Source organism: Lacunisphaera limnophila, from assembly GCF_001746835.1.
Taxonomy (GTDB): Bacteria; Verrucomicrobiota; Verrucomicrobiia; order Opitutales; family Opitutaceae; genus Lacunisphaera; species Lacunisphaera limnophila.
On record NZ_CP016094.1, the window covers coordinates 2,209,830 to 2,228,174 of the forward strand.

Annotated in this window: 15 protein-coding genes; 2 read left to right on the top strand and 13 right to left on the bottom strand. The window is 67.3% G+C overall.

The window, feature by feature from the left end; genetic code table 11:
- Positions 1-195: 195 nt before the first annotated feature.
- Positions 196-4,122, top strand: a complete 3,927-nt coding sequence (locus tag Verru16B_RS09220) for a TonB-dependent receptor plug domain-containing protein (protein ID WP_069962011.1) — start codon at positions 196-198, stop codon at positions 4,120-4,122.
- Between the two features lie 181 nt (positions 4,123-4,303).
- Here the strand turns inward: Verru16B_RS09220 and Verru16B_RS09225 are convergent, their stop codons facing one another.
- The 12 genes from Verru16B_RS09225 to Verru16B_RS09280 all read right to left on the bottom strand — a co-directional run bounded on the left by Verru16B_RS09225 (position 4,304) and on the right by Verru16B_RS09280 (position 16,627).
- Positions 4,304-5,767 carry an NADH-quinone oxidoreductase subunit N gene (locus Verru16B_RS09225; protein WP_069962012.1) on the bottom strand — a complete coding sequence of 488 codons (1,464 nt, stop codon included), beginning with the start codon at positions 5,765-5,767 and terminating at the stop codon, positions 4,304-4,306.
- A complete protein-coding gene (locus Verru16B_RS09230; RefSeq protein ID WP_069962013.1) occupies positions 5,764-7,263 on the bottom strand; it encodes a complex I subunit 4 family protein in 1,500 nt (499 codons plus the stop codon). Before Verru16B_RS09230 ends, Verru16B_RS09225 begins: the two co-directional genes overlap by 4 nt.
- Positions 7,260-8,786 carry a complex I subunit 4 family protein gene (locus tag Verru16B_RS09235; protein WP_069962014.1) on the bottom strand — a complete coding sequence of 509 codons (1,527 nt, stop codon included), beginning with the start codon at positions 8,784-8,786 and terminating at the stop codon, positions 7,260-7,262. Before Verru16B_RS09235 ends, Verru16B_RS09230 begins: the two co-directional genes overlap by 4 nt.
- Positions 8,783-10,807, bottom strand: coding sequence for an NADH-quinone oxidoreductase subunit L (gene nuoL / locus Verru16B_RS09240; protein WP_069962015.1), 2,025 nt, complete (start codon positions 10,805-10,807; stop codon positions 8,783-8,785). Before nuoL ends, Verru16B_RS09235 begins: the two co-directional genes overlap by 4 nt.
- A 20-nt stretch (positions 10,808-10,827) precedes the next feature.
- On the bottom strand, positions 10,828-11,139 hold the full coding sequence (nuoK, locus tag Verru16B_RS09245) for an NADH-quinone oxidoreductase subunit NuoK (RefSeq protein WP_069962016.1): 312 nt from the start codon (positions 11,137-11,139) through the stop codon (positions 10,828-10,830).
- Entirely contained in the window at positions 11,136-11,645 is a 510-nt protein-coding gene (locus tag Verru16B_RS09250; protein ID WP_237023377.1) for an NADH-quinone oxidoreductase subunit J family protein, read from the bottom strand. The genes nuoK and Verru16B_RS09250 overlap by 4 nt, the downstream gene beginning before the upstream one ends.
- Positions 11,642-12,865 (bottom strand): complex I subunit 1/NuoH family protein, encoded by a 1,224-nt coding sequence (locus Verru16B_RS09255; RefSeq protein WP_069962017.1) that lies wholly within the window; start codon positions 12,863-12,865, stop codon positions 11,642-11,644. Before Verru16B_RS09255 ends, Verru16B_RS09250 begins: the two co-directional genes overlap by 4 nt.
- Positions 12,862-13,593: a 4Fe-4S dicluster domain-containing protein gene (locus Verru16B_RS09260; protein WP_069962018.1), complete on the bottom strand. Its 732-nt coding sequence runs from the start codon at positions 13,591-13,593 to the stop codon at positions 12,862-12,864. The genes Verru16B_RS09255 and Verru16B_RS09260 overlap by 4 nt, the downstream gene beginning before the upstream one ends.
- A 101-nt stretch (positions 13,594-13,694) precedes the next feature.
- Positions 13,695-14,843, bottom strand: a complete 1,149-nt coding sequence (locus Verru16B_RS09265) for an NADH-quinone oxidoreductase subunit D (RefSeq protein ID WP_069963685.1) — start codon at positions 14,841-14,843, stop codon at positions 13,695-13,697.
- 14 nt (positions 14,844-14,857) lie between these two features.
- Positions 14,858-15,541, bottom strand: coding sequence for an NADH-quinone oxidoreductase subunit C (locus Verru16B_RS09270; protein ID WP_069962019.1), 684 nt, complete (start codon positions 15,539-15,541; stop codon positions 14,858-14,860).
- A 41-nt stretch (positions 15,542-15,582) separates the two neighbouring features.
- Complete coding sequence (locus tag Verru16B_RS09275) at positions 15,583-16,197, bottom strand: NADH-quinone oxidoreductase subunit B (protein WP_099093308.1); 615 nt, start codon at positions 16,195-16,197, stop codon at positions 15,583-15,585.
- Positions 16,198-16,255: 58 nt separating this feature from the next.
- Positions 16,256-16,627 carry an NADH-quinone oxidoreductase subunit A gene (locus Verru16B_RS09280; RefSeq protein ID WP_069962021.1) on the bottom strand — a complete coding sequence of 124 codons (372 nt, stop codon included), beginning with the start codon at positions 16,625-16,627 and terminating at the stop codon, positions 16,256-16,258.
- Between the two features lie 231 nt (positions 16,628-16,858).
- Here Verru16B_RS09280 and Verru16B_RS09285 point away from each other — a divergent pair, with 231 nt between their 5' ends.
- The gene (locus Verru16B_RS09285) at positions 16,859-17,095 is read left to right on the top strand and encodes a ferredoxin (protein ID WP_069962022.1); all 237 of its coding nucleotides are present in this window, start codon (positions 16,859-16,861) and stop codon (positions 17,093-17,095) included.
- Between the two features lie 97 nt (positions 17,096-17,192).
- Here Verru16B_RS09285 and Verru16B_RS09290 read toward each other — a convergent pair whose 3' ends face one another.
- Entirely contained in the window at positions 17,193-18,176 is a 984-nt protein-coding gene (locus Verru16B_RS09290) for a pyridoxal-phosphate dependent enzyme (protein WP_069963686.1), read from the bottom strand.
- Positions 18,177-18,345 lie beyond the last annotated feature (169 nt).

Sequence of the window (18,345 nt, forward strand, 5' to 3'; positions counted from 1 at the left end):
TACAAGCGGCGGGGTTGTCGGGTCGGCCCGGGCGCGGTCAGATGCGCGGGTCAACCCCCTGAGGCGGCGCACACCTGCTTTCACCCCGTGCCCCGCTGATGCGGATTGACCCGAGCGGCCCACCCCGAAATTGCTCCCAGTCAGTGACAGTGACGGGAATGAATCCGGGGCCCGGCCCAACACCCCACGAACCCCATGAAGAACCACCCCTCGTTCCCCCTTGCCGAGACGCTGCCGCGTTTCGTTGTGCCCGTTGTCCTCTTGTGGGCGGCGGCGATCCCCGCCCGCGCGCAAACGACTGCCCCGTTGACGCCCGTCGCCGAGGAGGAAATCCTCCAGCTCTCCCCCTTTGAGGTGACGACCAGCACGAACGAGGGCTACCTGGCGACCTCGTCGCTGGCGGGCAGCCGCCTCAAGACCGACCTCAAGGATATCGCCTCGCCGATCTCGGTGATCACGCCGCAGTTCATGCAGGACACCGGCGCCCGAAACCTGAACGACCTGCTGGTCTACACGACCAACACGGAGGTCAACGGCATGGATGGCAACTACACGGGCGTGGACCTGGGCAAGGATGGCGCCGGCAGCCAGAATGGCAACCTGCGCAATCCGCAATCCGGCAACCGGGTGCGCGGCCTGGGCAGCGCCGACATCACGCGCAACTATTTCGCCACCGACATCCCGCTCGACGCCTACAACACGGAGAACATCGAGATCCAGCGCGGGCCCAATGCGATCCTCTTCGGCCTGGGCAGCCCGGCCGGCATCATCAACGGTTCGCTCAAGGCGCCCGTGCTAAGCAAGCGGAAGTTTGTGACCGAGTTTCGCGTAAACAGCTACGCCGGCACCCGGCAGTCGCTCGACGCGAACGTGCCGCTGGTCGCCGACCGCCTCGGGTTGCGGGTGAACCTGCTGAACGAAAACGAAAAATTCCGGCAGAAGAACACCTATGCGGACACGGCCCGCGCCACCGGCTCGCTCCGGTGGGAGCCGCGGATGGGTCCGTCCGTGTTCACCCAAGTCACGGTCAACGCCGAGGTGGGCAAGACCGATTCGAGCCGGCCGCGGTTCGCGCTGCCGAATGACATGTTCAGCAGCTGGTTTGACCCGAACCGCCTCAACAAGCTGACGACCGCGGTGCCGGTCAACCGGGCCACCGTCGCGCCGGGCGGGGCGTGGTATCAATACGGTCCCTACCTCAACCGCGACATCGGCGGCGTGGGCGAGTGGTTCGATCAGGAGGGCATGGTCTGGTTCAATCCTGGAAGCAGCGAGACGGGTGATCCGGCCAACGCGGCGTTTCCCGACACCTACCACCAGCGAGGCGGCGCGCACCTGAGCACCTCGCGCATCGGCAACTGGGGCATGATCGCCCCGGTGAATTACTACGACAATTTCCACATGGTGCTGAACCCCGGGGTGCATCCGCTGACGCAGAAGGCCACCTTCGCGGGTGACCCCGACCTGCTGGCGCGCATCAACCAGATGGAAGCGATCTCCGGGCAGTCGTTCACCGCCAAGCCGTGGAACACCTGGCAGGCCGGGCAGATCACGGATCCCACGGTGTTTGATTTCTGGAACCGCGATCTCGTCGGCTCGAACAACTCGCAGTACGCCAAATACCGCTCGCTCAACCTTAATGCCGTGCAGACCTACTTTGACGGCAAGCTCGGCATCGAGATCGCGTACGACGAACAAAATCACCGCAACGGGCACATCAACTGGATCAACAACCCGAACAACATCAATATCGACATCAACCAGAACATCCGGCGCGCCACCGAGTATGCCAACCCGGCGCTCTACGGGCCGGAGGTGCCGAATCCCGGCTTCCAGCGGCTGGTGATCGCCAGCGGTACCGACGGCCTGCGCAACGAGTCGGACCGCTCGGCGAGCCGCCTCACCGCCTTCTACAAGCTTGATGCGGCCAGCCATTTCAAGCGGCCGCTGGTAAAGGCTCTCCTGGGCAACCATGTCTTCACGGGCAACCTCTCCCGGCAGTCCTACAAGAGCCAGTCGCGCAGCTTCAGCCTGCAGACCCTCGGGACCGGGACGGAGCTGTCGCGCTACATCGCCCCCAATGAGGACTTCATCGGCCTGCACTACCTGGACACGCTGGCGAATGTCGCGACCAATCCCGGCATCGCCGGGCTCGGGATCCAGCCGATCACCGCCATCCAGGCCGCGCAACCGGGCGAGGGCACCGTCAACTCGCTTTATCTCGACACGCAGTCCGTCCCGCGGGTGCCGGGCTATTCGCGGCAGCAGGCGACTGGGATCAACGACTACCGCACTGACGAGGCCAACATGTACCGCAACGGCCCCTCCTCGCAGGCCACGCGGGTCAGCAACCGCACCTTCATTGCCCAGAGCAAGTTCTTCAACGACAAGCTGGTCGGCCTGTGGTCCGTGCGGCGCGACAGTTTCTTCCAGCAGAGCAAGGGGGCCACGAGCCGCTTCACCACGCTCACGAATCCCAACGGCACACCCACCGGGGCCACGCCGTACAACCTGGGGACGCAGGTGCAGGGGCCGAACGGCAGCTATCACTCGCTGCCCGATTCACCCAACTGGCAGTTTGACCCGGCGAATGACAAGCGGGCCATCCAGACCACCCGCGCGTGGGGCCTGGTGGTACACTCCCCAGACTTCATCAACCGCCGGCTGCCCTGGGGCACCAACTTCAGCTACAGCCTCAACAGCTCGAGCAATTTTCGGCCGGAGAGCCTGAGCTTCGACATGTATCACCAGCCCAACGGCACGCCCTCCGGTGTCTCCCGGGATCACTCGTTCCGCATCAACACGCTGGACGGCCGGCTGGACATGCGCGTGACCTGGTTCAAGACCGTGCAGAAGAACGCCTCCTACGGTGGCGGACCCTCGGGCCAGCAGATCAAGCAGCAGTTGGCCCGCACGATGAACGGCCTGATGATCGACGCGACCTCCAGCACGGGCATTCAGAACACGACGCCCGAGTGGCTCGTGAACAAGTGGTTCTTCGGCGACAGCTACGACAAGGCCATCGCCGCGCAGCCGATCCCGGACAACTGGACCAAGGAGAACGGCGCCGCGCTCCTGAGCCAGCCCCTGCGCATCCGCAGCCGGGCCGTCCCGGGCCAGCCTGGCTACATCGCGCAGGGGACGCCCCGGCCGACCGGTGGCGGCGTCTATTCCGAACCCCCCATTACCGAGGCCGAACTGCGTTATCGCCGCGAATGGTTCGCCGCCCGCACCGATACGGAGTGGTTCCGGCCCTGGAACGTCTACGCCGACGAAGGTCTCAACCTGAATGACGGTTTCCAGCTGGTGCGCACCCCGGTCGGCAGCGCGACGGCGGCGCCCGCCTTCCTGTGGAATGCTGATGGCGGCCCGTCCGGCTACGGCAACACCTCCGACAAGACCTCGAAGGGCGTCGAGATCGAGCTTGCGGCCAACATCACCCCGAACTGGCGCGTGATGCTCAACGCCTCGCGCACCGTGGCGAGTGACACCAACATCCTGAACGTATCCGGGGGCGGCAACATCCTGAAGTATTACACCGCGGTCAAAGCAGTGGCGCAGGATGGCTATACCCCGGCCGATGCGACCGCGACGTACAATTATTGGCAGAAGCAGGGCTTCGCCCATATCGCGCCCTTCGGGGACAACAGTCGCGAGTACCTCGGCTACATCTGGACGGACGGTTTTGAGCGCGCCTATCTCCAAGCGCTCGCGGCCGAGGGCAAGAACGTGGGCGAACTGCGCAAATACCACGTGAACCTGGTCACTTCTTACGATTTCCGCGAAGGCAACTTCAAGGGTTTCGGCGTCGGCGGCGCCGCCCGCTGGCAGGACAAGCCGCTGCTCGGCTTCAAGAAGACGTTCCTCGATGCGCCCGTGCTGAACTGGGTCGATGACCTGTCCTCACCCATCTACGGCGACTACGACGTGAAGTTTGACACCTGGGTCTCCTACCGCCGGCCGCTGACTCCGAAGGTCCGGCTGGTGGTGCAGCTGAACGTCCGGAATCTGCTCGGCGACAAGGAGCTTGTCGCCGTGACCGCCAACCCGGATGGCAGCTTCGGTTCCTACCGCATGGCGGATGGCACCACCTGGCAGCTGACGACCCGGTTCGAGTTCTGAGTATTCAACGAAGGTAAGAGGCGCAGGGTAGGCGCTTCAGCGAAAGGGAGCCGTGCGCTGCGCGGCTCCCTTTTTCGTCCAGGCAGGAGCCAGTTTACCGCCGACTCGAAAGTGGATCCGCAGCCAAGCTCCTCATTGCCGCTAGACCGGGTCCTCCAGGCCGGAATAAATCCGGGAGCAATCAGAACAACCCCAGCAGCAGCGAGGGCATCAGGCCGAGCAGCACGATCAGGCTGGCGGCGACCAGCAGGGCGAGGCGCGCGGGGAGCGGAGCGCGCACCGGGGCGACCTCGGGGGCGCCGGTGGCGACGAGGGCCTGTTTCAGGATCAGCACGTAATAATAGAGGGCCACGGCGCTCAGGGCGATGGCGAGGATCGTCAGCCAGCCGGCGGGCCCCTGCAGGCCGCCGAGCTGGAGCACGGAGGCGAAGACCGCGAACTTGCCGAAGAAGCCGGCGAGCGGCGGGATGCCGGCGAGCGAGAGGATGAAGATTGCGAGGCAGCCGGCGAGGAAGGGGGAGCGGCGGTACAGGCCGGCGAGGTCGCTGAGCTGCTGGACGCGGCCGCCGGATTCCAGGGCGGCGATGACGCCGAACGCGCCGACCGTGGCCAGACCGTAGGTGGCGGCGTAATAGAAGAGCGGCCCGAGGCCGGTGCGGCCGGCGGCGATCACGCCGAGGAGCATGACGCCCGCGTGGGCGATGGCGGAGTAGGCGAGCAGGCGGCGGACATTGGACTGGGCCAGGGCGCCGATGTTGCCGAGGAGGAGGGAGGCGCCGGCCAGGAGGGCGACGACGGGAGCCCAGCCCACGGTGAGGGGCAGGTGGGCGATCGTGCCCGCGGTGCCACCGAGGCCGGGCCAGAGCAGGCGGGTGAAGAGCACGAGCCCGGCGAGCTTCGAGGCCGAGGCGATGAGCGCGGCGGCGGGGGCCGGGGCGCCCTGGTAGACATCGGGGGCCCAAAGGTGGAACGGCGCGGCGGCGGCCTTGAAGCCAAAGGCGACGAGGACCATGACGAGCGCGACGATCAGGAGCGGGGGCTGGCCGCGCACCGCGAGGTGGGTGGCGATCAGGTCGAGGTTGATCGAGCCGGTGAGGCCGTAGAGCAGGCTGAAGCCGAAGAGGAGAAACGCGGCGGACATGGCGCCGAAGAGGTAATACTTCAGGGCGGCCTCGGCGGAGGCCGGGTCGGTCTTGTTGAAGCCGGCGAGGATGTAGAGCGACAGGCTGGCGAGCTCGAGGGCGAGGAAGGCGAGCAGGAGGTTGTTGGCCACCGCCATCAGCGTGAAGCCGGTCGTGGCGAAGAGCAGGATCGCGGTGAACTCCGCCGGGTGGCGCAGGCGCACGGCATCGGGCAGCAGGGCGAGCGAGAGGAGGGCCAGGCCGATGACGCCGGTGCGGGTCACGATCGCGAGCTGGTCGACCATGAAGGCACCGCCGTAGACCGGGCCGGTTGCGCCCATGGTGGCGGCCTCATAGCCGGCCATCAGCAGGGAGATCGTGCCCAAGGCGAGGGCCACGTGATGCCGGTTGGCCGGGCGGTGCTTGGCCCAGACCATATCGAAAAAGAGCACGAGCACGGCGCCGACCACCAGCTGGGTTTCAGGGCGGAGGACGTGGAGCAGGCCGGCGTAGTCAGCGGTCATGAGGCACCTCCGGTCAGGATGGCGTGGAAGGCGGGGGATTGGAGGGCCGGCCGGATCCAGTCCAGCAGGGTGTCGGGGCTAAGCCCGAGATAGATCGTGGCGCCGAGGAGGAGCAGGGCCCCAGCCTTCTCCGGCCAAGTGATCGGAGGCAGGGGATCCACGGGGGTGACGCAGAGGTCCGGCCCGGTGCGGCCGAAGAACGAGACCTGGATGGCGCGGAGGGTGAACGCGGCGGCGATCAGCACCCCGCTGGCGGCGGCGACAGCCCAGATGGGGTTGGTCTGCCAGGTGCCGATGAGGATGGTGAGCTCCGCCGGGAAACCGCTGAAGCCCGGCAGGCCCATGGAGGCGAGGCCGGCGAGGACGAAGACCACGGCGGCAAAGGGCATGAGGCGGTGGAGCGGCAGGGCGCGCAGGGCGGCGAGCTGGCGGGTGTGGGTGCGCTCATAGACCATGCGGCCGACAACGGCGAAGAGCAGGCCGGCAATGACGCCATGGGAGAACATCTGGAAGACCGCGCCGCTGAGGGCGGCGGGGTTGGCGGCCGCGAGCCCGAGCATCACGAAGCCCATGTGGCTGACGCTGGAGTAACCGATGACGAACTTGAAATCGTCCTGCACGAGGGCCACGAGGCCGGCGTAGAGGATGCCGATAATGGCGAGCCAGGCGATGGCGGGCTGGAGCAGCAGGAAGGCATCGGGGGAGAGGGGGAGCGCGACGCGGAGGCAACCGTAGGCGCCGAGCTTCATCACGACACCGGCGAGCAGCATGGAGGCCCCGGTGGGCGCGGCGACGTGGCCGGTGGGCGCCCAGGTGTGGAGCGGGAACATACCGGCGAGGGTGGCGAAGCCGAGGAAGACGAGGGCGAAGATGCCCGTCTGCGAGGCCAGGTCGAGGTGGCCCGTGGCGGCGATGAGCTCCGGGAAGCCGAAGCCGGTGGCGCGGCCGGCGGCGTAGGCCCAGAGCATACCGGCGAGGACGAGCGCGCTGCCGGCGAAGGAGTAGAGCACGAGCTTCATCGCGCCGTATTCGCGGTTGGTGGAGCCCCAGTTCGCGATGAGGAAATACTTCGGGACGATGGCGATCTCGTAGAAGACGAAGAGGACAAAGGCGTCGGCGCTCAGGAACACGCCGTAGACGCCGCCGATGAGGGCGAGGTAGAGGGCGAAGAACTCACCCGTGCGGTGGTTGATGTTCCAGGAGAAGAGCACGCCGGCGGTGGTGGCGAGGCCGGTGAGGACGAGGAGGGTCAGGCTGATGCCGTCGGCCGCGAGGTGGTAGTTGATGCCGAACTCGGGGATCCAGGGGACGTTCACCAGGGTCTGCAGCGCGGTGACCGGCACGAAGCGGGCGGCGGCGACCAGGGTGATGCCCCAGGCGGTGAGGGCAGTGAGCAGGGCCACGATCCGGGCCGCCCCCGCCGAGCGCGTCCCGGCCACGAGCGCGAGGGCCGCGCCGGCGAAGGAGACGTAGATGGTGCAGGGCAGGGCGTTCATGGCAGGGTGGCCGCCCAGGAGGTGACGAGCGGGTTGATCAGGCCGGTAAGGAGCTGCGGGAAGAGACCGAGGGCGAACATGAGGACGAGGAGCGGCAGGAGGGTGACGATCTCGCCGGCGTCGAGGTCGCGGAAGCCGATGCCGGCCCCGGCGGCGGGGCCGTGGAAGACGCGCTGCCAGAAAGTCAGCAGGAAAAGGGCGGTGGCGAGGAGGCCGAGGGTGGCGATCGCCGCGGCCCACGGGGCGAGGCCGAAGACGCCGCGGAAGATGAGGAACTCGCCGACGAACCCATTGAGGCCGGGCAGGCCCAGGGAGGAGAACAACGCGACGCCACAGAAGCCCGCGAACACCGGTGCGGCGGAGCGGACACCGCCGAAGTCATGCAGGCCCCGCGAACCGCTGGAGCGCGACTCGAGCACGCCGACGCAGAAGAAGAGCGCGGCGGCGGAGAGGCCGTGGTTGAAAACCTGCAGGATGGTGCCGCTGAGCGCGGCGGTCGCGGCCGCGGGATTGGCCGGGCCGGCGGCGGCGACGGCGAAGAGGGCGAGCAGGCAGTAGCTGAGGTGGTTGATGGAGGAGTAGGCGACCAGGCGCTTCAGGTCGGTCTGCTTCATCGCGGCGAAGGCCGAGAGCACCACGCCGGCGAGGGCGAGCCAGAGGAGCGGGGTGGCCGCGGCGTGCAGGGGCGCGGGGAAGAGCGGCCAGAGGATGCGCAGGAAACCGTAGACGCCCATCTTCGACATGACGCCCGTGAGGAACATGGAGGTGCCGGTCGGCGCCTCGGCGTACGTCGGGGGCAGCCATGCATGGAACGGGAAGAGCGGGACCTTGACGGCGAGGCCGAGGAGGACGCCGAGGAACACGGCCTGCGGCCAGATGCCGCCGACCAGGGCCAGTTTCTCCGCTATCAGCCCGGCGCGGGCGAGGGCGGCCAGTTCGATGAAGTCGAAGGTGCCGGTGGCCGCGTAGAGGGCGGCGAAGCCCAGCAGCATGAAGGCGCTGCCGCCGATGGTGTAGACCACGAACTGGTAGGCCGCGCGCGAGGCGCCGGGGCCGCCCCAGAGCTTGATGAGGAAGAAGGCCGGCACGAGGCTCAGTTCCCAGAAGACGAACCACGGAAAGAAATCGAGGGCGAGGAAGACGCCGAGCGCGCTGCCCTGGAGCAGGAGGAAGAGGGCGCCGTGGATGGCGGGGCAGCGCAGGGAGCGCGTGGTGCCGAAGAGGGCGAGCGGCGAGAGGATGCCGGTGAGCAGGACCAGCACGAGGCTGAGGCCGTCGAGCCCGACGTGGTAGTGGACGTTGAGCGCGCGGATCCAGTCGCATTTCTCGACGAACTGCAGGCCGGTGACCGTAGGGTCAAAACGGGCGAGCGCGATCCCGCCGAGGATGAGCGTCGAAAGGCTGAATAGGGCCGGGAGGAGCCGGGCGAGCTGCGGCGACAGGGCGCGGCGAAACACGAAGACGAGGAAGGCCCCGATCCACGGGGTGAAGATGATCCAGGACAGGAGGGCAGGCTGGTTCACCGGGCACCTCCCAGGATCACGAGGATGAGGAGGAACACGAAGCCGAGGGCGAGGGTGCGGAGGTAGCCGTGGGCTTCGCCGGTCTGGGCCTTCGAGTAGGCGACGCCGGTGCCGCGGAGCTTGGCGCTGGTGGCGTCGAAGCCGGCATTCAGGCCGGCCTCGTCATTTTCGCGGCTGACCACGCCCGTGTAGACCCCGAGCTGGGCGAGGAAGCGGACGGCGCCGTCCCACGCGTAGGTTTCCAGGAAAGTGCAGAAGCTGGCGAAACCGGAACTGAGGCGGCCGAACGTGGCGGCGTAGAGTTCGTCGAAGCCGAGGCGGTTGGCCAGGGCGGCGATCACGCCGGGGGCGCGGGTGGCGAGCGGATCGGGTGATTCGGCGCGAGCACGCGGGCGGCGGCCGTAGAGGGCCCAGCCGGCGCCGATGCCGATCGCGACCAGCAGCACCGAGAGGCCCATGAGGCCGGCGCCTTCCAGCAGGGAGTGGCCGTGGACCTCAGTTTGGCCGAGGAGGGTGGCGTCGAGCCACGGCCAGGCGGGGGTGTTGATGAAGGCGAGGAGGATGGTGCAGACCGCGAGCACGACGAGCGGCAGGGTCATGGCCGGTTTGTTCTCGTGGGCGTGCTCCGAGGCGTGGGACCGGGGTTTCCCGAAGAAGGTCTCGGCCATCAGGCGGGTGTTGTAGAAGGCGGTGAGGACCACGCCGACGACGGCGGCGTAGAAGGGGATATGGGAGACCTGCCAGCCGTGGGCGGCGTGGAGGATGGCTTCCTTGGACCAGAAACCGGAGAAGAACAGCGGCGCGCCGACGAGAGCCAGGGTGCCGATCGTGAACGTGAGGAAGGTGATCTTCATCTTGTCGGACAGGCCGCCGAGCGAGCGGATGTCCTGCTCGTGGTGGGCGGCGTGGATGACAGAGCCGGCGCCGAGGAAGAGGAGGGCCTTGAAGAAGGCGTGGGTCAGCAGGTGGAAGATGGCCGCAACCCAGGAACCGACGCCGAGGGCGAGCATCATGTAGCCGAGTTGGGAGACGGTGGAGAAGGCGAGGATGCGTTTGATGTCGTTCTGCGCGACGGCGATCAGCGCGCCGAGCAGGGCGGTGATGGCGCCGATGAAGGCGACGACGGTGAGGGCGTGGATCGGCACCTCGGTGAGGCCCTGGTCGGCGGCCATGAGGGGGAAGACGCGGGCGATGAGGAAGACACCCGCCGCGACCATGGTGGCGGCGTGGATGAGGGCGGAGACGGGGGTCGGGCCCTCCATGGCGTCGGGCAGCCAGACGTGGAGCGGGAACTGGCCGGATTTGCCGACGGCACCGCAGAAGAGCAGGAGACCGATGGCGGTGGAGGCGGCGAGACCGCAGGGCAGGAGCTGGGCCAGCTGGGCGAGGGAGGCGGACTCGAGGAAACCCGCGCCACCGTCATAGAAGAGGAGCGTGCCCTGGGAGTCCTGCAGCCAGAGCAGGCCAAGGAGAAAGCCGAGGTCGCCGATGCGCGTCGTGATGAAAGCCTTCTTGGCGGCGGCCGCGGCGGAAGGTTTGTGGAACCAGAAACCGATCAGCAGGTAGGAGGCGAGGCCGACGAGTTCCCAGCAGACGAAGAGGAGGAGGAGGCTGTTGGCGACGAGCAGGCCGAGCATCGCGGCGGCGAAGAGGCTGAGGAAGCAGAAGAACTGCTTGAAGTTCGCGTCTTCCTGCATGTAGCCGGTGCTGAAGACGAAGATCAGGAAGCTGACGAAGGTGACCATCACGCACATGAAGGCGGTGAGCGGGTCGAGCAGGAAGCCGAGGCGGAGGGTGGTCGCGCCGAGGTCGAACCAGGAGAAATTGAAGACCTGGTGGGCGGCGGGATCGGCGAGCGCGCCGGCGAGGGCGAGGCAGGAGAGGAGGAAGGCGCCCGCCATGGCCGCGAGGGCGGCGCCGGCAGCGATCGTCCGACCGGAGCGGGGCACCAGTGCTCCGACGGCCGCCGCGGCGAGAGGCAGAGCGGGAATGAGCCAGAGGTGTTGGGCGGCCAAAGTCATGAAGGATTCTCCGCGGAGGTTCAGCCTTTCAGGCTGTTGGCTTCCTGTAGCCGGATGGTTTTACGGTGGCGGTGGATCGCGATGACGAGGGCGAGGCCCACGGCGGCCTCGGCGGCGGCGACGGCGATGGCGAAGAGAACGAACATCAGGCCGGTCCCGGCGTCGGGGTGCGGGCCGTAGCGCCAGAAGGCGATGAAGTTGAGGTTGGCTGCGTTGAGCATCAGCTCGATGCCGAGCAGCACGAGGATGGTGTTGCTCCGGGCCAGGGCGCCGATCAGGCCGACGCAGAAGAGCAGGCTGGAGAGGAGGAGGCAGAGCTGCAGGGGGCTCATGGGGTGTCCTCCGGTTGGTCGACGGCCGCGAGGACGACGGCGCCGAGCAGGGCGACGGTGAGCAGGACGCCCACGATTAGGAGGGCGGGGGCATAGGGGCCCATGAGGAGGGCGCCGATCTGCTGGACGGAAAGCGTGGGGGTGGCCGCGGGGAGATGAACATCGAGCGGGCTGCCGAGAATCGCGCCCACCAGCAGGCCGCCGACGCCGCCGGCGACGATGAAGGCGAGGACGGCGCGCTTGAGGGAGTCATAGCCGACCGGGGCGCTGGTTTCGCCCTGCCGGGTCAGGAGGACGGCGAAGAGCACGACCATCGAGACGGCGCCGACGTAGACCAGAATCTGGGCGAAGGCCACGAACTCGGCCCCGGCCCAGAGATAAAAAGCCGCGATGCCGGCCCAGGCGCCGACAAGCAGGAGGGCGCTGTGGATGAGGTTGCGCGACAGCATCGCCGCCGCGGCGGCGCCGAGGATGACGAGGGCGATGATAAGGAGCGCGAGCATCATGACGCGTAGCGGTAGGTGCGCGGGGCGCGGTCACCGCTGAGGCGGCGGCCGAGGATGAGGAAGGGAACGACCACGATCGCCGCGGAAACGGCCCAGCGCACGAAGACCAGGGGACCGGACCAGCCGGCGGTCAGCGCCCAGAAGGCGGCGTTGGCGAGGTTGAGCAGCGCGAGCGGCACGAGGAACTGCCAGGAAAGACGGGTGAGCTGGTCGATGCGGAGGCGGAGGAGGGTGCCGCGGATCCAGATAAAGAAGACGATCATGCCCGCGAGCTTCATCATAAACCAGAGGTAGGACGGGATGAACTCGAGGAAGGCAAAGGGCGCCTGCCAGCCCCCGAGGAAGATCGTCACGCCGAGCCCGCTGAGGGCGGTGAGGCCGAAGTACTCGGCCATGAAGAAGAGGGCGTATTTGAAACCGGAGTATTCCGTGAGGTGGCCGGCGATGAGCTCGCTCTCGGCCTCCGGGAGATCGAAGGGCGAGCGGTTGCTCTCGGCCAGGGCGGCCACGAGGAAGATCAGAAAACCGGCGAAGCCCCACGGGGTGAACACGTGCCAGTGGGGCAGGACGCCGAAGGTCCAGCCGGACTGGGCGACGGCGATGTCCGGGAGAGACAGGGTGCCGACGACGAGGACGACGGGAACGACGGAGAGGATCAGCGGCAGCTCGTAGCTGATGAGCTGGGCGAGGGCGCGCATGGCGGCGAGCAGCGAGTATTTATTCCGGCTGCCCCAGCCGGCCATGAAGATGGCGAGCTCGGTGGCCGTGCCGGCGGCGAAGAAGTAGAGGAGCCCGGCGTCGAGCTCGACGGGGATGAGGTGGCGGCCGAAGGGCAGGACGGCGAAGCCGAGGAGGGAGAAGGCGACGATGACGACAGGGGCGAGGAAGTGCAGGACCTTGTCAGCGGCGTCAGGGACGACGTCCTCCTTGGTCAGGGCCTTGACGGCGTCGGCGAAAGGCTGGCTGAGGCCCCAGAGCTTGTGCTTCAGGTGGAAGGGCAGGATCGAGAGTTTCGGCAGGCCGGCGCGGTTGGGGCCGAGGCGGTTTTGCAGGCGGCCGAGGAGCTTGCGCTCGGCGATGGTGGTGAAGGCGAAGAAGAGGCCGAACACGGTCAGGATTACCGCGATGGAGAGCAGGTGATGGACGAGCCACTGGAGGACGTCGGGGAAGAGGGCGACGATCCAGTCGCGCACGATGAGCGGGAGGGTTTCGAGGCTCATGGGGTGGGCCCGCCTTCGCCCTGCGGGCTACGGCGCGGTTCGTCCAGTGGCTTCGCCACAGGCGAAGCGGGTTGGGATGCAGCCGGCTTCGGTGCGGCCGATCCGGGGTCAGCGACCCCGGCTACAGGGGTGGGGGCTGCCGGTTTGGGTGCAGCCGCGGCGGCGGCTTTCGCTGCGGCTGCCGCTTTCGCTTTTTCCTCGGCGGCCACGCGCTCGGCGGTGAGGCGGGCGTCGACCTCGGCGGCTTCGTCGGGGCGGATCGAGTGGAAGTAGGTGTTGGGCTTGGCGAGCTGCTCGCGGTTGAGCAGGAGGCCCTCGAAGCGGTTGGTGGCGGCGACCTCGAAGACGTGGTCCATCTTGATGGCGTCGAACGGGCAGACCTCGACGCAGAGCTGGCAGCTCATGCAGACGGCGGTATCGATGGCGAAGACGGCAGGGTAGATCTGGGGCTTGCCGGTGGCGTCGGGCTTCTTGTCCTTGCTCTTCTCGATGTAGATGCACTGCGGCGGGCATTCCTTCTCGCAGATCTGGCAGGCGACGCAGCGGAGCGTGCCCATCGGGTCGGTGGCGTTCTCGGTGACGAGGAAGGGGAAATTGCGGTAGGCCGCCGGCAGTTGGGCCGGGACGTCGGGGTATTCCTGGGTGACCAGCCGGGCCGGGTCATGGTAGCTCCCCACGAAATTTTTCGCGGTGATGGCCAAACCTTTGAGGATACCGGTGCCGAGCATGGGAGGAAAAAGGAAGAAGGAAGAAGTAAGAGGGAAGAAAGCGGAGGGAAGGAAGGGGTGGGGTGTTTCTTAATTCATCCTTCTTAATTCTTAATTGGTTTTCAGCGGTCGACCTCGCCGAGGACGATGTCGATGGAGCCGAGGATGACGACGGCGTCGGCGATGGTGTGGCCGAGAGACATTTCCTCGAGGAGGGTGAGGTTGATGAGGGACGGCGGGCGGACGCGGTAGCGGTAGGGATTCGGGCTGCCGTCGCTGATGAGGTGGAAGCCGAGTTCGCCCTTGGGGCCCTCGAGACGGCCGTAGGCCTCGCCGATTTTCGGGCGGAAGCCGCGGAGCTTGGCCTTGGGATCCATGATCGGGCCGGCGGGGAGGTCGCGGAAGGCCTGCTGGAGGATCTTCACGGACTCGCGCATCTCGAGCACGCGCATCATGTACCGGTCGTAGGTGTCGCCGTGGGCGCCGAGAGGCACGCGGAAGTCGAAGCGCGGGTAAAAGCCGTAGCCGTCGACCTTGCGGATATCGTAGTCCACGCCGCTGGCGCGGAGGCCGGGGCCGGTGATGCCGGCGTTGATGGCCTGCTGGGCGTTGAGGCGGCCGATGCCCTGGGTGCGGGCGAGCATGATCTCGTTGCCGGTGAGCATCGTCTCGTACTCGTCGAGGAAGCGGGGGAAGTTGTTGACCAGGGCCGAGGCGGCGGCGAGCCACTCGGGGGTGGGATCGACGCGGCAGCCGCCGAAGCGCTGGTAGTTGCACATCATGCGGGAGCCGCTGAGGGACTCGAAAAGGTCGAGGATCTTCTCGCGCTCGCGGAACGCGTAGAGGAGCGGGGTGAACGAGGTGCCGAGGTCGTTGAAGAGGAAACCGACGAGGCACATGTGGTTCACCAGGCGGGTGAGCTCGGCCATGATGACGCGGAGGTACTGCGCGCGGTCGGGGACGGGCTGGCCGGCGAGCTTCTCGACCGCGAGGGCATAGGCCCAGTTGTTCGACATCGAGCAGAGGTAGTCGAGGCGGTCGGTGTAGGGCATCGACCCGAGATAGCTGGTGCCCTCGGCGATCTTCTCGTGGTTGCGGTGGAGGTAGCCGAAGACGGGCTTGAGCTTGACGATGCGCTCGCCGTCGAGGGTGACGACCATGCGGAACACGCCGTGGGTGGACGGGTGCTGGGGTCCCATGGAGACCTCGAGGAGGTCGCCGTGGAACTCGTCGTGCACGGCGCGGACGAGGGGGCCGGCGGCGGCGCCCATGGCGGGGAAGAGGCTCATGGCTTCGGGGCCTCCTTGGTGGGCGCGGCGGGCTGCGGCGGGGCCCCGCCTTCGCTCTGCGAGCTACGGCGCGGTTCGTCCAGTGGCTGCGCCACAGGCGAAGGGTAATGTCCCTTGGCGCGGTCGAGGACGGCGCCGTGGGGGGTGGGCTCCCATTCGTAGTCGTCGGGAGAGACGTAGTCCCGGCGCATGGGGTGATCCTTGAAGCCGTCCCACATCAGGATGCGGCGGAGATCGGGGTGGCCGGCGAAGACGATGCCGAAGAGGTCGTAGATCTCGCGTTCCTGGAAATCGGCGGCACGCCAGACCGGGGTGAGGGACGGCAGGGTGACCTGGTCGGAGCGGTTGGCCGTGCGGAGGCGGAGAATGACGGGCGTGGCACTCTTGAGCGCCATGGAGTAGAGGTGGTAGACGGCCTCGAGGCAGCCGGGCTGGAGGGTCTTGGCCTTGGTGGCGGGGTCGACGACCTCCTTGTCGGGCCAGTCCACGCCGGTGACGTTCGAGCAATAATCGAGCTTGAGGAAGGGGTCGTCGCGGAGGAAGAGGGCGATCTCGCGGGCGGTGGCGGCGTCGAGCAGCAGGGCGTGCTCGGCGGCGGGACCGGGGTTGAGCACGAGCTCGATCTTCGCCGCGGGGAAGCGGGTCAGGAGGCGTTCGTGGATCTGGGCGAGGGTTTCCAAAGAAGGGAAGGTGAGAGAGTGAGGGGGAAGGTGATCCGAGCTCAGGCCTTGCGGGGGAGGGAGGGGGGTGAGAAGCGCGCGGGGTTGTGCGGGGGCTCGAGGTCGTGCGCGCCGTAGTCGGGGATGGGGAGTTCGCCGGGGTTGGCGGGTCGCAGGTGTTGCGCCTGATCGGGGCCGGCGAGGTGTTCGCCGCGGATCTTGGCCTGCAGCTGGGTAAGCCCGTGGAGGAGGGCCTCAGGGCGGGGCGGGCAGCCGGGAATGTAGATGTCGACCGGGATATAGCGGTCGATGCCCTTGAGGACGTTGTAGCCCTGCTTGAAGGGACCGCCGGAGATGGCGCAGGCGCCCATGGCGATGCAGTATTTGGGCTCGGGCATCTGGTTCCAGAGGCGGACGACGAGCGGGGCCATCTTCTTGGTCACGGTGCCGGAGACGATCATGAGATCGGCCTGACGGGGGGAGGGGCGGAAGATCTCGGCGCCGAAGCGGGCGATGTCGAAGCGGGCGGTGGCGGCGGCGATCATCTCGATGGCGCAGCAGGCCAGGCCGAATTGGAGCGGCCAGATGGAGTTGGAGCGGCCCCAGTTGTAGAGTTCCTCGAGGCTGGTGAGCAAAATGCCGTGGCGGCGGAGCTCCTCGCGCTCGGCGTCGGTCATGGTGCCGGCGGCGGGAAACGGTTCACCCGGCGCGGGCATGTGGGCTGGGTCGCTCATTTTATTTCCACTCCAAGTGACCGCGGGCCCAGGCCCAGACGAGGCCCTCGGCCAGTAGGAGGATGAATACCAGCATGGTGATGAGCGCGCCTGATGACAGGCCGGTGAAGGCGACGGCGAAGGGCAGGAGAAAGAGAATTTCGACGTCGAAGATCAGAAAGAGAATCGCGTAGAGGTAATAGTGGGCCTTGAACTGGATCCAGGAGTCGCCGGTGGGAGCCAGGCCGCATTCGTAGGTGGCGTTCTTGATCGGACCGGGACGGGCAGACTGGAAGAACCTTACCCAGAGCCACGTGACCGACAGCAGTAGCAGGGGAAAAGCGAGGGCGACGCCAAGGAAGAGCGCGAGGAACGCGTGGGGATGATCGCTCACAGGAGAGGGAGCATTGTAAATTGTTTCACGGATTCAATGGCTAAGCACTTTCGTTCGTTGCCAGAAACTGGTCATCCCTTGTGGTGAGGGGGCGGCGTCAGGTCGGTGGGGCGCCCGTGGGACCACCCGGACGAGGTCAATATATGCGCGGCTCTGGTCAAACCCTGAGGGGAAAGCGGGCGGATTCCGTGGCACACTGGGCGAAATCCCAACCTCAAAACCCTGACACCCATGGCCACCCTCACCGATCGTCTTTCCCTCAACGTTGCCGGACGTTTCTACGTCGATTCCTCCTGCATTGACTGCGACCAATGCCGCACCGAAGCCCCCGAGTTCTTCGGCCGCGACGGCGACACCGGGACTTCTTTTGTGATCCGTCAGCCGGTGACGACGGAGGAGATCGAGTTGGTGCAGCAGACGGCGAACAATTGCGCCACGAGCTCGATCGGCGACGAAGTCGCGGGTTGAGGCAGGGCGGTCCGGCTCTGACCGGCTCAAGTCGGGGTGTATCATGGGGGCTGGTCGATGACCGGCCCTGCTCCGTTTTGAGGGTCGACGCGATCGATCAGCCCATCCGGAGGCCGGGCTCAACCTCGGGATTCAGCCAGGGGAGCTGGTCGAGGTCGGCATTGCCGCCGGTGACGAGCAGGCCGATGCGCCGGCCGGCGACGGGGATTTTCTGCTCCATCAGCGCGGCGTAGGGCACGGCGGCGGAGGGCTCGATGACCATGTGCAGGGCCTCCCAGACGGCGCGCATGGCGGCGACGATTCCGGCCTCAGTCACGGTGACGATGTCATCCACATACTGCTGGATGAGGGGGAAATTCTTTTCGCCGGTGCAATTGGTGCGGAGGCCGTCGGCGATGGTGGCCGGCGTGGGGATGGCGATGCGGCGGCCGGCGCGGAAGGACTGCTGGACGTCGTTGGCGAGTTCCGGCTCGACCCCGATGATCTGGATTTTCGGGTAGAGGGCCTTGGCCGCCACGGCGGTGCCGCAGAGCAGGCCGCCCCCGCCGACCGGACAGAGGATGACGTCGAGGTCGGCCGCGTCCTCCAGCAGTTCGAGGGCGGCCGTGCCTTGGCCAGCGGCGACGCGGAGGTCGTCGAAGGGATGGACGATAGTGGCGCCAGTCTGGCGCGAGACGCGGGCGCAGGCTTCCTCGCGGGCGGTGAGGTTGGGTTCGCAGAACGTGATCCAGCCGCCGTAGTGGCCCACGTTGCGAACCTTGGACCGGGCGGCGCCGACCGGCATGACGATGTGGGCGGTGATGCCGCGGAGCTGGGCGGCGCGGGCGAGGGCGGCGGCGTGGTTGCCGGAAGAGTGGGTGACCACGCCGGTGGCGGCCTCGGCGTCGGTGAGGGAGAAGACGGCGTTGCAGGCGCCGCGGGACTTGAAGGCGCCGGCTTCCTGGAAGTTTTCGCACTTGAGGAACAGGGCGGCGCCGGTGGCGGTGTCGAGTCGCTCGCCGGTGAGCACGGGGGTGCGCTTGATGAACGGGCGGATGCGTTCATGGGCGGCGCGGATGGCGGCGAGGTCGAGGGAGGACAAGCGGCGGAGTCTGGCCACAAAGAGGCACAAAAAGACACAAAAAAGAGGCGGGATTTTGGCCACGGATTGCACCGATGGGCACGGATGCAGACCACGCGGCCCAGCGGGCGTGCACCCGCGGGGGACACGGTTAGAGGGGGGAGGTGGTTGGGCCAGGAGGAGGTAATCC